At 64.7% G+C, this 14,624-nt stretch carries 12 protein-coding genes; 4 read left to right on the forward strand and 8 right to left on the reverse strand.

Features of this window, described 5'->3' with window-relative positions; all coding sequences use genetic code 11:
• Positions 1-177 precede the first annotated feature (177 nt).
• Complete coding sequence (locus tag K0F86_RS12805) at positions 178-1,371, reverse strand: PLP-dependent aminotransferase family protein (RefSeq protein WP_219134748.1); 1,194 nt, start codon at positions 1,369-1,371, stop codon at positions 178-180.
• Positions 1,372-1,547: 176 nt separating this feature from the next.
• Positions 1,548-2,459, reverse strand: coding sequence for a DMT family transporter (locus K0F86_RS12810; protein ID WP_219134749.1), 912 nt, complete (start codon positions 2,457-2,459; stop codon positions 1,548-1,550).
• Positions 2,460-2,592: 133 nt separating this feature from the next.
• Here K0F86_RS12810 and K0F86_RS12815 point away from each other — a divergent pair, with 133 nt between their 5' ends.
• From K0F86_RS12815 to K0F86_RS12825, 3 genes are all read left to right on the forward strand, one after another.
• Entirely contained in the window at positions 2,593-4,026 is a 1,434-nt protein-coding gene (locus tag K0F86_RS12815; RefSeq protein WP_219134750.1) for a PLP-dependent aminotransferase family protein, read from the forward strand.
• A gap of 89 nt (positions 4,027-4,115) precedes the next feature.
• Positions 4,116-6,035, forward strand: coding sequence for a molecular chaperone HtpG (gene htpG / locus K0F86_RS12820; protein WP_219134751.1), 1,920 nt, complete (start codon positions 4,116-4,118; stop codon positions 6,033-6,035).
• A gap of 109 nt (positions 6,036-6,144) precedes the next feature.
• A complete protein-coding gene (locus K0F86_RS12825; protein WP_219134752.1) occupies positions 6,145-6,510 on the forward strand; it encodes a hypothetical protein in 366 nt (121 codons plus the stop codon).
• On the opposite strand, the gene K0F86_RS12830 is transcribed toward K0F86_RS12825, so the two are convergent.
• Positions 6,429-7,226 (reverse strand): alpha/beta fold hydrolase, encoded by a 798-nt coding sequence (locus K0F86_RS12830; protein ID WP_257572141.1) that lies wholly within the window; start codon positions 7,224-7,226, stop codon positions 6,429-6,431. The two genes, K0F86_RS12825 and K0F86_RS12830, sit on opposite strands and share 82 nt — an antisense overlap.
• Before the next feature lie 142 nt (positions 7,227-7,368).
• Between K0F86_RS12830 and K0F86_RS12835 the strand changes: the two genes are divergently transcribed.
• A complete protein-coding gene (locus K0F86_RS12835) occupies positions 7,369-8,406 on the forward strand; it encodes a hypothetical protein (RefSeq protein ID WP_219134753.1) in 1,038 nt (345 codons plus the stop codon).
• A 2-nt stretch (positions 8,407-8,408) separates the two neighbouring features.
• On the opposite strand, the gene K0F86_RS12840 is transcribed toward K0F86_RS12835, so the two are convergent.
• The 5 genes from K0F86_RS12840 to kynU all read right to left on the reverse strand — a co-directional run bounded on the left by K0F86_RS12840 (position 8,409) and on the right by kynU (position 14,309).
• Positions 8,409-9,434, reverse strand: coding sequence for a hypothetical protein (locus K0F86_RS12840; protein ID WP_219134754.1), 1,026 nt, complete (start codon positions 9,432-9,434; stop codon positions 8,409-8,411).
• A 2-nt stretch (positions 9,435-9,436) separates the two neighbouring features.
• Positions 9,437-11,488, reverse strand: a complete 2,052-nt coding sequence (locus K0F86_RS12845; RefSeq protein WP_219134755.1) for a toxin-antitoxin system YwqK family antitoxin — start codon at positions 11,486-11,488, stop codon at positions 9,437-9,439.
• A gap of 117 nt (positions 11,489-11,605) precedes the next feature.
• A complete protein-coding gene (locus tag K0F86_RS12850; protein WP_219134756.1) occupies positions 11,606-12,151 on the reverse strand; it encodes an alpha/beta hydrolase in 546 nt (181 codons plus the stop codon).
• 14 nt (positions 12,152-12,165) lie between these two features.
• On the reverse strand, positions 12,166-13,038 hold the full coding sequence (kynA, locus tag K0F86_RS12855; RefSeq protein WP_219134757.1) for a tryptophan 2,3-dioxygenase: 873 nt from the start codon (positions 13,036-13,038) through the stop codon (positions 12,166-12,168).
• 20 nt (positions 13,039-13,058) lie between these two features.
• Positions 13,059-14,309, reverse strand: a complete 1,251-nt coding sequence (gene kynU / locus K0F86_RS12860; RefSeq protein ID WP_219134758.1) for a kynureninase — start codon at positions 14,307-14,309, stop codon at positions 13,059-13,061.
• Positions 14,310-14,624: the final 315 nt, after the last annotated feature.

Here is a 14,624-nt window from a genome sequence, read left to right on the forward strand (position 1 = left end):
TTTTGGGTGGAAAAATCGATGCTGTGGAAGCTGGGAAAATATTATTCTTATACTATTTTTAAGAATAAATACACGCGGTTGCTGTCGCGAAGGCGGTTTTTGGGCGGAGAGCGGCGTGCCCGTTGGTGCTGGGGCAGCGATGACACGCCCCGCAAGAGCGGGGCGTGAAGAGCGCAATTACATTTTTGCGGCGATCAGTTTGCCCAGGATGGCGATGCCCTCGCGGATGCGTTCCGGCGGCACCGTGACGAACGACAGGCGCAAGGTGTGCGTTTCCGGCGTGTTCGCATAGAACGGCGCGCCCGGCACGAAGGCGACCTTGTTGGCGATGGCTTCATCGAGCAGTTGCATCGCGTCGATGTGTTTCGGCAGGGTGACCCAGATGAACATGCCGCCTTCCGGTTTGGTCCAGGTGACGCCGGCCGGGAAGTGTTCTTCCAGCGCCGACAGCATGGCCTGGCACTGGTTGCCGTACAGGCTGCGGATGCTGGGGATGTGCCGCTCCAGGAAGCCGTCCTTGATGACTTCATGCACCACCATCTGCGTCAGCTGGGACGTGTGCAGGTCGGCCGCCTGCTTGGCCAGTTCCAGGCGGCGTACCAGCGGCGGCGGGGCCACCACGTAGCCGAGGCGGATGCCGGGCGTGAGCACTTTCGAGAACGAACCCATGTAGATGACGCCGTCCGGATTCATGTTGATCATCTTCGGATACGGCTCGCCGCTGTAGCTCAGGGCGCCGTACGGATCATCCTCGATCAGCGGCAGGCCGTGGCGGGCGCAGGTTTCCACCAGCTCCACGCGGCGCGCCACGGACAGGCTGCGGCCCGTCGGGTTCTGGAAGTTCGGCAGCGCGTACAAGAGGCGCGCGCCATCGGCGACGGGGTCGATCGACGACGGCACCAGGCCTTCGTCATCGGTGTCGACGGAAACGAATTCGGGACGGTAGACGGAAAACGCCTGCAGCGCGCCCAGGTAGCTGGGGGTTTCCACCAGTACGCGGCTGCCTTCGTCGATCAGTACCTTGCCCAGCAAGTCGAGCGCTTGCTGCGAGCCGGACGTCATCAGCACTTGCTCGGGCAGGATGGTGCTGCCATTGCCGGAGAGCGAGTCGGCGATCCACTGGCGCAGCGGCAGGTAACCGTCGGTGGGGCCGTATTGCAGGGCCACCTTGCCATTGTTCGACAGGACCTTGTCGAAGGCGGTCTTCATTTCTTCCACGGGGAAGGTGGCGGGCGAGGGCAGGCCGCCGGCAAACGAGATGATCTCGGGACGCTGCGTGATCTTCAGGATTTCGCGGATGAACGAGCTTTGCAGCTGTTCCGCGCGTTCGGCAAAGCGCCATTGGATCGGATTCGGATTTTCAATTTTCATACGAGTCTCACAGAAGATGCCGAGCTGCGCCGGCTGGATTTGTTGGCCCGCTTGTGGCGGTGCGTGCGCAAGCGGCGCCGGATAGGCGTCGCCATGGTGCTGCGGTATTGTACGGCTTGCACGCCGCTCTGCCCATCCGCACGCACAAGGGCGTTGCAAATGGGCGTCAGGGAACCTTACTTCAGCTTGCGTCCGATGGCCACCACGGCAATCACGGCGCCGGCAAACAGCAGGCTTTCGCCCGTCAGTGGCTCGTGCAGCAGCACGGCCGCGCCCAGCAGCGTGAGGAAAGGCTGCAGCAACTGCGTTTGTCCCACGCGCGCCACGCCGCCCAGCGCCATGCCCCGGTACCAGAAAAAGAAGCCGATAAACATGGAAAACACGGAGATGTAGGCAAAGCCCAGCCAGGCCGCGCCGCTGGCCTGCGCCATCAGCGCGCGCTGCGGCCAGGCGTTCCACAGCACCACGGGCAAGACAAAAGGCATGGCCAGCAGCAGCGCCCAGGAAATCACATGCTGGCCCGGCATGGCTTGCGCCAGGCGTCCGCCTTCCGCATAACCGAGGGCGCCCAGCAGCACGGCGGCGAACATCAGCCAGTCGGCCAGGTGGAAGCTGCCGCCGCCCTGGCGCAGCGCGAACGCCACCACCAGCGCCGTGCCGAGCAGGGCCATCAGCCAGAATCCCGGCGATGGACGTTCCTTGCCGCGCAGCACGGCAAACACGGCCGTGGCCAGCGGCAAAATGCCCACCAGCACGGCGCCGTGCGAGGCGGGCAGGCTGCGCATGGCGATCGACGTCAGCCAGGGGAAACCCAGCACGCAGCCCAGCGATACAAGCGCCAGCGGCAGCCATTGCTCGCGCCGCGGCAACGGCGCCCGCTGCTGCCATAGCCACAGGCCGGCCAGGCAGGCGGCCACCAGGGCGCGGCCCAGGGCGACAAAGGTGGGGTCGAGTTCCGCCACCGCCATGCGCGTAAAAGGCAGGGTCAGGCTGAAGAGGGCGACGGCGATGAGGCCCAGCAGCAGGCCTGTGCGGTCGGCGCCGAGGCGCGGGAGGGAGCTGGGGGAAGTGGTGGCGGGCGATGGCATGGCTGTCCTGGTACGGGTGGTGTGGGTCAATGGGCGGGGTGGATCAATCCGCCCCGTACTGCTATCCTAGAGGTGAATAGCAGTACAGTACAAATACACTTCCACGCATAATTTCACATACTGTCATGGTCATATGAGCAATACACTCGCCTCTCCATCCCTGCCCTTGCTGTCGCGCGCTTCGGGCGAAACCCTGATCGACCAGATCGCGCGTTCGCTGGCGGCGCGCATCGACGACAAGCTGCTGCGCGGCGGCGCGCGCATGCCCTCGATCCGCCAGTGCGCCGCCAGCCTGAGCGTGTCGTGCGCCACGGTGGTGGCCAGCTACGACAAGCTGGTGGCGCGCGGCTATCTGGAATCGCGGCGCGGCGCGGGATTTTTCGTGCGCGAGCGCTCGCCGCTGAACGCGCCGGCGCCGCCCGCTGGCGCGCAGGACGCGGCGGCGCAGCCGCTGGACGTCGTTTGGCTGATCCGTAACATGTTCCGCCAGACGCCGGTCATCCCCGCGCCCGGCACCGGCATGCTGCCCGCCGAGTGGCTCGATGGCGACCTGGTGGCGCGCGCCCTGCGCGACGTCAGCCGCCAGCCGGGCAGCCTGCTGCTCGGTTACGGATCGCCGCAGGGATTCCTGCCGCTGCGCCAGCAGTTGCAGCTGAAACTGGCGGGCCTGGAAATCGCCTGTCCGCCCGAGCAGATCGTCACCACGGTGGGTGTGATGCAGGCGCTGGACCTGGTGGCGCGCGAGTTTGTCCGCCCTGGCGAGACTATTTTCGTCGACGATCCCGCGTATTGGCTGATGTTTGGCGCCTTTGCCGCCATGGGCATGCACGTCATCGGCATCCCGCGCTTGAATGACGGCCCCGATATCGCCGTGCTGGCCGAGCTGGCGGCCCTGCACCGTCCCAGGCTGTACGTGATCAACTCGGTGCTGCACAACCCCAGCTCGACGTCGCTGTCGGCGGCCAAGGCTTTCCAGGTGCTGCGCCTGGCCGAACAGCACGATTTCCTCGTCGTCGAAGACGATATCTATTGCGACATGCATCCGGGCGGCGAGGTGCAGCCGGCCACGCGCCTGGCCGCGCTGGACCAGCTGCGCCGCGTGATTTACCTGGGCGGCTTTTCCAAGAGCCTGGCGGCCAACTTGCGCGTGGGCTTCATCGCCACCTCGCCTGAATGGGCGCAGCGGCTGGCCGACCGCAAGATGCTCGCCACCTTGACCACCAGCGACATCGGCGAGCGCGTCGTCTATAAAATCCTTTCGCAAGGCTTGTACCGCAAGCATGCGGAACGGCTGCGCGCGCGGCTCGACAAGGTGCGCGAGGGGACGTACCGCCGCGCCGAGCGGGCCGGCCTGCGCTTCGATCCCGCGCCGGCCGGCATGTTCCTCTGGACCGATGCGGGTTGCGACACGAATGTGCTGGCCGAAAAGGCGCTGGCCGAAGGCCTGGTGCTGGCGCCGGGCAGCCTGTTTTCGCCGCGCCAGCTGCCGTCGACCCGCATGCGCCTGAACCTGGCCACGGTGCAGGACGAGCGGGTATGGGACTTTTTCGACCGCGCGCTGGGATAAGACACGGCGTGAAACGGGAGCCCTTGAAATCGCTTATATAATCCCCAACTTCATCAAATCCGTCCCATCCACAAGACTATGAGGTAAAAATGGCTGTCTCCGAAAAGCAAACCCTGGGTTTTCAGACCGAAGTGAAGCAAATGCTGCACCTGATGATCCATTCCCTGTACTCGAACAAGGAAATCTTCCTGCGCGAACTGATCTCGAACGCGTCCGACGCGGCCGACAAATTGCGCTTCGAAGCGATCGATAACGACGCCCTGTACGGCAACGATCACGAATTGAAGATCAAGGTCAGCTTCGACAAGGATGCGCGCACCATCACCATTTCCGACAACGGCATCGGCATGACCCGTGACGAGGCGATCTCGCACCTGGGCACCATCGCCAAGTCGGGCACCAAGGAATTCTTCGGCAAGCTGTCGGGCGACCAGCAGCAGGACGCGGCCCTGATCGGCCAGTTCGGCGTGGGCTTCTATTCGGGCTTCATCGTCGCCGACAAGATCACCGTCGAAACGCGCCGCGCCGGCGCGGACGCCGCCGAAGGCGTGCGCTGGGAATCGGCCGGCGAAGGCGATTACAGCATCGAAAACATCGACAAGCCGTCGCGTGGCACGGACATCATCCTGCATCTGCGCGAAGGCGAGGACGAATTGCTGTCGAGCTGGAAGATCAAGTCCATCGTCCGCAAATACTCGGACCATATCTCGCTGCCGATCGTGATGCAGAAGGAAGAGTGGGACGAAGAGAAAAAAGAAACCGTCCTGAAAGACGAATTCGAAACCGTCAACCAGGCCAGCGCCCTGTGGGCCCGCAACAAGGCCGACATCACGCCGGAACAGTACGACGAATTCTACAAGCACGTCTCGCACGACTTCCAGTCGCCGCTGACGCACACGCATAACCGCGTGGAAGGGCGCAGCGAGTACACGCAGCTGCTGTACATCCCGGCCAAGGCGCCGTTCGACATGTGGGACCGCAACAAGCGCGGCGGCATCAAGCTGTACGTCAAGCGCGTCTTCATCATGGACGATGCCGAGCAACTGATGCCGACCTACCTGCGCTTCGTGCGCGGGGTGATCGACTCGGCCGACCTGCCGCTGAACGTGTCGCGTGAAATCCTGCAGGAGTCGCGCGACGTCAAGGTGATTCGCGAAGGCTCGACCAAGCGCGTGCTGGGCATGCTGGAAGAACTGGCGAACGCGGACGAGCAGGACAAGAAGGACAAGTACGCCGTCTTCTGGAAGGAATTCGGCCAGGTGCTGAAAGAGGGCATCGGCGAAGACGCGGCCAACAAGGAACGCCTGGCCAAGCTGCTGCGCTTTGCCTCGACGGCCAACGACAGCGACGGGCAAATCACCTCGTTCGCCGACTACGTGGCGCGCATGAAGGAAGGCCAGGACAAGATCTATTACGTCACGGCCGACAACTACGCCGCCGCCAAGAACAGCCCGCACCTGGAAATCTTCCGCAAGAAGGGCGTCGAAGTGCTGCTGCTGACGGACCGCGTCGATGAATGGATGCTGTCGTTTATCCAGGACTTCGAAGGCAAGGAACTGGTTTCCGTCGCCAAGGGTGGCCTGGACCTGGGCGCGCTGGAAGACGAGGCGGAAAAGAAAGAGCACGAAGAAACGGAAACCTCGTACGCCGACCTGGTGGGCAAGATGAAGACCGTGCTGGCCGACAAGGCCAAGGACGTGCGCGTCACGTTCCGTCTGACCGATTCGCCAGCCTGCCTGGTGGCCGATGAAAACGAATTGTCGGGCAACCTGCTGCGCATGCTCAAGGCTGCTGGCCAGAGCGCGCCGGAATCGAAGCCGATCCTGGAAATCAATCCGAACCACCCGCTGGTGACGCGCCTGAAATACGAAGATGCCGAAGGCGGCAAGTTCGGCGACTGGGCCAACATCCTGTTCGACCAGGCCATGCTGGCCGAAGGCGGTTCGCTGGCCGACCCGGCCAGTTTCGTCAAGCGCCTCAACGAATTGCTGCTCAATACGGCGAAGTAATTCAGATGCGTGTAGGTCGGATTAGCGCAAGCGTAATCCGACACAGCGGCTAATGCATCAAGGCCGGCCCTTTCCTCGTGAAAGGGCCGGCTTTTTTTTAAGGGTCATCATGAAAATCCGCTGGATGGCGGGCCTGGGCGCGCATGCGCTGGGCTGCCTGCTGTTTATTGCATTGAGCTGGCTGGGATTTTACCTGTACACGCAGCTGTTCGGCAGCCTCGGCTCGCGCGGCGTGGCTGGTGGCCTGGCCCTGCTGCTGGTGTTTTATGTGTATGTGGGCACGAATCTGCTGCTGGCGCTGCTGCCGCCAGGCTGGTGGAAACCTGCGCTGTGCGGCTTGCTGGGCGCGGCCGTGCTTGCGTATCTGCTGCCACAGCATCCGCTGCGGGCCATCTACTTCAGCGTGCTGTCGGGCGGCTTGAGCTGGCTGGCCGTGCTGGCCAGCGCGCGTTTAATCAGATTCCTGCGCGGCTGACAGGCCGTTGACAAAGGCGGCGACCGCATCGGCGGCCGCTGCCGGCGCCGCCTGCAGCAGCATGTGCGGCGCGTCGATATCGACCAGCTGCGCGCCTGGCGCCAGGCACAGTATCTGCAAGGCGTTTGCCGGCGGCACCAGGCGGTCGTGGCGGGCGCGCAGATACAGGACGGGCAGGCTGCCGCGCGCGAAGCTGGGCGAGGCGTCTTTTCCGGTATCTCCAGCACGGCGCGCAGGCGCTGGCGCAGCACGCTGGGCGGCACTTGCGCCAGCGCCGCCGTCAGTTCGGCCTGCAGGGCCGGCGTCGCATACGGCGCCAGCAGCGCCTGGCGCAGGGCGAAGCCGGGCAGGGCGCCAAAGGGCACCATGCCGAGCAGGTGGCGCAGTGGCGTCAGCAGCGGGCGCGGATTGCGCACGAACGCACAACACAGTATCAGCGCGCGCATACCGGGCGGCGGATCGGCGCGCAAAGCTGCCCCCAGCGGTCCTGAAAACGATTCGGCCAGCACGACGAAAGGGCGATCCTGCGGCAAGCGCGCGCGCACGAATGCTTCCAGCGCCGCGTAATCGAGTGGCGCGGCCGGATAGGCGATGGCCTGGGTCTCGATGGCGGTTTGCGCGCGCAAGGCGGCGTCAAAACGGTGGAATAGCCGGGCCGTGCCATCCATGCCGGGCAGGAGGACAAGCAGTGTTGGGGCGGGGGAAGAGATGGTCATTGCGGCCATCATAACAGCCGCCCTGGCGCATACGCCGTCCGCCAGCCGCACGGCATGGGGGCTGGCGCCATGCTAGAATCGCCGGCGCGCCATGCGTGGCCAGTGGCCGCTGGTAGCGGCCAAATCCCCGACAGACAGAATCATGCATATCATCTTTTCGAATTACCGCACCCTGGGCGGCGCCTTGCTGGCAGCGGCTTGCGTCCTTTCCCAGCCCGCCCGCGCCACGGCGGCACCTTCGGCGCCGGCCGGGAAAAGCCTGTCTTCCCTGCTGACCGGCGGTCCCTTGCCGCGCCTGAGCGACGATGCGCAGGTGCGCGCGGCCCTGTTCGATTTCTTCGGCTACGCGCGCGGCAGCTACACGGAAGACGATGAACTGCTGCTGGCGCAGGCGCTCGAAGCGATCAGCGAAAAGCGCGACGCCACGCGTACCACGCTGGCCGATGGCCGCCAGTTGCTGGCGTCGATGAATGACCGCAATCAGGGCCGTGAACGGGGCGCCATGCTGCTCGACAAGCGCGGCGTCATCCTCGCCTTTGGCCTGGTCAACGGGCATTGCCACCTCGAGGGCCAGCCGCTGGCGAAAGTCTGCAATCCCGATCCGAATGCGGTGCTGACGGTATTCCATCGCAAGGGCATGCTGGTCGGCGAAGCGGCGCCCTTGCTGACCTGGGCCAGGCAATTGCCGCCCATGCTGGCGCTGATCGCGGGCGACAAGGAAGCGGGCGCCGATGGGCAGAGGATCGCCAGCGTCGAATATGTGCTGGCGCAGCCGGCCCTGCCGGGCTGGAACCGCGCCCAGCTGCCGCCCGCCTATCCGCCGGCGCTGCTGCCGCTGCTGCTCGATAAATCCACGGTGCTGACGTCGGCCGGCGCCGGCGTGTTTGCCTATCCGCTCACGCTGAAGGGCAAGAAACAGAACAATGTGCTGGACCATGCCGAAGGCCGCCCGCCGCGCGACCTGGAAGTGGCGTTGCGCAGCTATGCCAGCTTCGATGCGGTGGTCGAGCGCTACCGCCAGCTGGCCAAGGGTGCCAGGCTGCAGCGCAATGAGCGCACGGCCTACCTCGATGGCGACATGGGGCAGGGCAGCTACCGCGTCTACATCCGCAACACGGGCGTCGATGGCGTGATGATCGATGTGGCGCTATGGCAGCGCAAGCTGGCGGCCGGCCGCTGATCTTAGCCAGGGCGCGCCTCTGCGTAGCCCAGTTGCGCCAGCTGCGCGGCGATGGCGTCGTCGCGTGTTTTCCTGCCGGTGCGCAGGCGCGCATGCGTCAGGGATGCGGGCAAGCCGTGCGCCAGCAAGGCGTCGATGTCGAGCATGGTCCCGGATGCCGACAACTGGCGCAGGGCGGGCAGGGTGGCCAGGCCGGGCAGGCTGTCGAGCGTCTTGCAGGTGTGCAGGTTCAGGCGTTCGAGCACGGGATTGGGCCCCAGCGCGATCTGCCGCAGCTTGATCTGGTCTTCCACCCATAGCGCCTGCAGCAGGGGGAAACGACCGATATCGCCCAGCGTTTCCAGGCCGCGCACGCGTATCACTTCCAGTTTCCTCAACAGCGGCGCCTCGATGTGCGCGAGCGATGCGCGGCCGCCCAGCTGCAACAGCAGCCGGTCCAGGCGGGCCATCTCCGAGATGAAATCCAGCGGCACCTTGTTCTTGATGCGGTACAGCGACAGCTCGTGCAGCGCCGGCAGGCCAGCCAGGGTGTCGATATGCTGGCTGTGGCCTTCGATGACGAGGCTGGCCAGGTGCGCATACTGGCGCAGCGGCGCCAGGTCGATATTGTTCCTGGCCGATTCGCCCAGGTTCAGGTAGTCGAGGGCGCGCAAATTGTCCAGTTGCAGGATGTCGCCTTGCGCCAGCTCGTACACGCCCAGGCTCAGGCGCTTCAGGTGCCGCAGCTCGCCCAGCGCTTCCAGATGGATGGCTTGCCGGTGGCAATCGATGGACAGGCTGGCCACATGCGGCAGCGCGCGCAGGATGCGGGCATCGAACACCCTCGGGTCGTAACCGTAGATGCGGATGGTCAGCGCCGTGCCGCAAGTGGCGGCCAGGGCGTCGAGGTCGGCCAGCAGCGGCCCCGGCTCGGCCAGGGTATTGAACTGCACCAGCACCTCTTGGCCGCCCGCGATGGCGGCGCGGATCGCCCCGGCATCGATGCGCTCGGGATTCTGGATGCGCTGCGGCTGTCTTGCTTGCGTCATGGTCACAGTCCTATGGGATAGTCCACCTGTCTGGGGGGCGGGCAGCCTTCCGGCCCCGGGAACGTCTGCTTGCCCGTGTCGTCAAAGCGTTTGCCGCATTCGACGAGCACGCGCTTGCGGAAGGTGTAGATGCTGGCCACCTTGCCGTTCGGGTGGTAGCAGATATTGTCGCCATCGCGGTCGGCCGAGGCGTAGCTGATCATGGTCTGGCCGTTGACCGTGCGCGTGCTGTGGCCGCTGCGCGGCTCCGTGCATTTGAGCTGGCCGCTTGCATAATACGCGTTGAAGACGGAGGTGTCGGCCGCGCGGTCGACCAGCAGTTCGTCCTTGCGCTTGCCGTCCGGGTAGTTCGAATAGCCTTCCTGGCGCTGGCCGTACTGGAAGGCGTAGTAGTACTGCGGCTTGCCGTCCGGGTAGTACATGTGGTGGTACTCGCACACGTCGTCGCGCGTGCTGCCGTCCTCCTTGAAGGTGCAGCGGTGGATGTCGTTGAGCAGCTGGCCGTCTTCATAGTACTCGCGCAGGTGCGTGAGCAGGCGGCCCTGGTCGATGACGGCCAGGCGTTCCGGCTTGCCGTTCGGGTAGTAGCGCGCGTCCAGGCCCTGCTTCTTGCCCTTGTCCCATAGCGTATCGAGGCGCAGGACCTTGCCGCTGTCGTCGAACGCCTGTTCGCGCCCGTCCAGCTGACCATTGCGGTAGGTGGCCGTGTAGACCACGTATTCCTTGCCGGCCGGGCCCAGATAGCGCGTGCGGCTGCCATCGAGCACGCCGGCCTGGTAATGGTCGCGCTGGCGCAGCGCGCCACTGGCGTCCGTGTCGAGTGCCTCGCCCTGTTTTTTACCTTTCACGAAAGTGACGCTTTGCGTGACCTTGTCCTTGAGCTTGAGTTTCCACGGCCCGTCGCGCAAGCCGTCGATGAAGTTGCCGTCGCCGTCTTCCGTGATCCATGCGCCATGGCGCGTGCCGTTGACGTAGTTGCCGCGCGTTTGCAGCTTGCCGCCCATGCGGCGCTCGTGCGGGCCGTTCAGCTGGCCGCCCGCGTAGGTGTCGAAACCCGTCACCTCCTCTGCATCGGCATAGTTGACGACCGTCCAGCGGCCTTCGCGCTTGCCGGCCTTGTACATGCCGCTCTCGCTTTGCTTGGGATAGTTGAAGGACCACAGGCCTTCCTGCAGGCCGTCGACGAAATGACCTTTTTCGCTGCCTTCATGCATGCCTTCGCGCACCCACAGTCCCTGGCGCTTGCCTTTCACGTACTGCCCCCGCTCGACCACCGAGCCGTCGTCCCAGGCCAGGCTGTAGATGACGGACGGGCCGTCCTGGCTGCCCGTGAATTGCTTTGGCGCCGTTTCCCACGTCACTTGCCACAGGCGGTAATTGGGCAGGATGCCGGCGCCCGCGTCGCTGTACAGCGTGTAGCTGGCAGTGAGAAAACGCTCGCCTTTCTTCTGGAAGGTCTTCTTGTAGGTGATGGCGTCCTTGCCGCCTGCCGCCACGGGCTTGCCGTCATCGCTGTAGTAGCCGACGATGGTGCCTTGCGTATGGTCGATGGCGTCGAAGTCCGCATTGCCGCTCTTGCCCCGCGCGACGCTGTAGTCCATGGGGGCCAGTTTCGCCAGCGCCGCCTTGACCTGGCCCGCATTGGGAGCGGCGCCTTGCGCCACGATGCGGTTCAGGGCCGGCTGGAGGCCGTCCAGGCGCCGGTATTTGCCCGAACCGCGGTGGTAGCGGTAGGCGCGCAAGCCATTTCTTTCTCCCTCGCGGAACAGCACCAGCATGGTTTGTACGCTGTCGTCCGTTTCCTTGTCCAGCGAGGCGTAGAAGACGGAGCGGATGACGGCGTTGCCGAACTGGTCGAGCAAAATGGGTTTCGAGCTGCCGCTCTTGCACTCGCAGTAATAGCCGTTGACACCTTCTTTTTCCTTGAGAAAGGCGACGTCAGCCCCGCTGTCCTGCGATGCATTGATGGCGGGATGGGCGAGACTCTTGCCTTCATAGAAGGGCGCGCCGTGGGCAAGGGCGGAGCAAAGCAGCAAGGGCAGGAGAACTGGCAAGAGCGGAAGTTTCATCGTGGGGCTGGCGCCGGGGCGCCGCAATGGAAAGGCCACGATTCTGCCTGCGTTCTCTGCCGCGGGCAAATGGGCGCACGCGTATCGTGTGCGCGCCCTTGTTCAGGGCTGGTGCGCGGCGCAAAAATCGAGCAGCAGCTGTTCGCCGTCCGGCCAGGGGCCGTAGCCGGCGTCGCCATTGATATGGCCGGCGTCGCCGATCATGGTGAAATCGCTGCTCCAGGCGGCGGCAAACGCGCGCGCCCGCGCGAAGCTGACGTAGGGATCATCGCCGCTGGCCACCACCAGACTGGGAAACGGCAAGGCTTGCAGCAGCATGGGAGAAAAACCCGTGGTGCCGGATGGGTAGGAGGGCGCTTCCACATCGCTGGGGGCGACCAGGACGGCGCCGGCGATCCTGTGCGGCGAGCCGCTGGCCGCCCAATGGGCCACCAGCGCGCAGGCCAGGCTGTGCGCCGCCAGCACGGGCGGGCGTTCGCAGGCGGCGATGGCGCGGTCGAGTTCCGCCACCCATTCATCCTTGTCCGGCGTCTGCCATTCCCGGTGCGGCACGCGCGACCATTGCGGGTGGCGCGCTTCCCAATGGGTTTGCCAATGCTGCGGCCCGGAATTCCACAGGCCGGCCAGGGTCAGGACGAGACACGACATCGATGCTCCATAAGTTACAACTCCGTGCGCAGGGCGAATAATTCCGGGAACAATACCACGTCGAGCATCTTGCGCAAGTAGCTCACGCCCGCCGTGCCGCCCGTACCCGTCTTGAAGCCGATGATGCGCTCGACCGTCGTCACATGGCGGAAACGCCAGAAGCGGAAGGCCGTTTCCAGGTCCACCAGCTTTTCGGCCAGCTCGTACAAGGCCCAGTGTTTCGACGGGGCGCGGTAGACTTCCAGCCAGGCCGCCTTGACCGAGGCGTCGGAGGCGGTCGGCAGGGTCCAGTCGGCGTCCAGGCGCTCGGGCGCGATGGGCAAGCCGCTGCGCGCCAGCAGTTTGACGGCTTCATCGTAGACGGACGGCGCGCGCAGGGCGGCGTCGAGCACCGCATAGGTGTCGGGCTTTGTGGTGTGCACGTTGAGCAGGGCGGCGTTCTTGTTCCCCAAAATGAATTCGATCTCGCGGTACTGGAAGGACTGGAAGCCGGACGAGGCACCCAGGTAGGGCCGGATGGCCGTGTATTCGGGCGGCGTCATGGTGGCCAGCACGTCCCAGGCATGCACCAATTGATCCATGATGCGCGCCACGCGGGCCAGCATTTTAAACGCGGGCGCCAGGTCGCCGCTTTGCAGGTTGGCGCGCACGGCGTGCATTTCGTGCAGCATCAGCTTCATCCACAATTCGCTGGTCTGGTGCTGCACGATGAACAGCATCTCGTTGTGGTTCGGCGACAGCGGATGCTGCGCCGTCAGGATGCGGTCCAGCGCCAGGTAGTTACCGTAACTCATCGATTCGCTGAAATCCATCTGCGCGCCATGCCATTCGGCGCCTTGCTGGGCGCCCGCATGCATGGGGCATCCGCTGCTGTTTTCTTTGCTCATGGTGTTCTCTTGGTTCGGGTTCAGGTGACGGCGTCGCGCTTGGCGGCGATGTCGTAGGCGAGTGTGTCGAGGATGTCGCGCAGGATCTCGACGGCATCCCAGACGTCGGCAAAGCTCGTGTACAGGGGCGTGAAGCCGAAGCGCATGATGGCCGGCTCGCGGTAGTCGCCGATCACGCCGCGCGCGATCAGTGCCTGCATCACGGCATAGCCGTGCGGGTGCGTGAAGCTGACCTGGCTGCCGCGTCGCGCATGCTCGCGCGGCGTGACGAGGCCCAGCGGATGGCTGGCGCAGCGCTGTTCCACCAGCGCGATGAACAAATCCGTCAGGGCCAGCGACTTGCGGCGGATCGCTTCCATGCTCGTTTGCGCAAAGATATCGAGGCCGCATTCGACCAGGGCCAGCGAGACAATCGGCTGCGTGCCGCACAGGGCGCGGGCGATGCCGTCGGCTGGCGCGAAGCCCGGGTCCATGGCGAACGGCGTGGCGTGACCCCACCAGCCGGACAGCGGCTGGCGGAAGCGCGCCTGGTGTTTTTCCGGCACCCAGATAAAGGCGGGCGAGCCGGGGCCGCCGTTCAGGTATTTGTAGGTGCAGCCGACAGCCAGGTCGGCGCCGGCGCCGTTCAGGTCCAGCGGCACGGCGCCGGCCGAATGGGCCAGGTCCCACAGTGCCAGCGCGCCTTGCGCGTGGCAATGGCTGCTGATGGCGGCCATGTCGTGCTGGTAGCCGGTACGGTAGTTGACGTGCGTGAGCATGGCGACGGCGCAAGCGGCATCGATGGCTTGCGCCAGTTCCTCGGGACTGTCGACCAGGCGCAGCTGGTAGCCGCGGTCGAGCCAGGCGGCCAGGCCTTGCGCCATGTACAGGTCGGTGGGAAAGTTGCTGCGTTCGCTGACGATGATGCGCCGGGCGGCATGGGCGGGATCGCTGGCCTGCATCTGCAGGGCGGCGGCCAGCGCCTTGAACAGGTTGACGGAGGTGGTGTCGGTGACCACCACTTCGCCAGTCTGCGCGCCGAGCAGCGGCGCCAGGCGGTCGCCCAGGCGCTTGGGCAGGTCGAACCAGCCCGCGCTATTCCAGCTGCGGATCAGGTCCGTGCCCCATTCGGCCGTGATGACGTGCTGGGCACGGGCCAGGGCCGCTTTCGGCCGGGCGCCCAGGGAGTTGCCGTCGAGATAAATCACGCCTTGCGGCAAGTCGAATTGCTGGCGCAGGGGCGCCAGCGGGTCATCGAGGTCGCGCGCGCTGCAGTCATGTCGAGAAATCATGGTGGCTTTCATGTTGGGACTTGCGTTAATAGCACGATATTGCTTGAGGTCTAAAGTATTGTGCGGAAGCAGGCAGTGTAGCAAATCCCCGCCAAAAAGCGGCATTTGCGCCTCGGATGAGGGGTGGAAAGTGCTGTCCTGCGGGGCGTCAACGAAAAAAATCACGTTTTTTTTAAAATATTTTCAAATCGCCCTAAAGTTCTGCGATTTGCCGCCGTCAACGATTACATGAACGGCGTCAAGCCGCCAAAAAGAATGCGGGTCTTTTAAATATTTTTCGAAAAAGCCCTAAAGTTCCTGTCAAGGCAGCCGTTA

Source organism: Janthinobacterium sp. UMAB-60 (assembly GCF_900095235.1).
GTDB lineage: Bacteria > Pseudomonadota > Gammaproteobacteria > Burkholderiales > Burkholderiaceae_D > Janthinobacterium.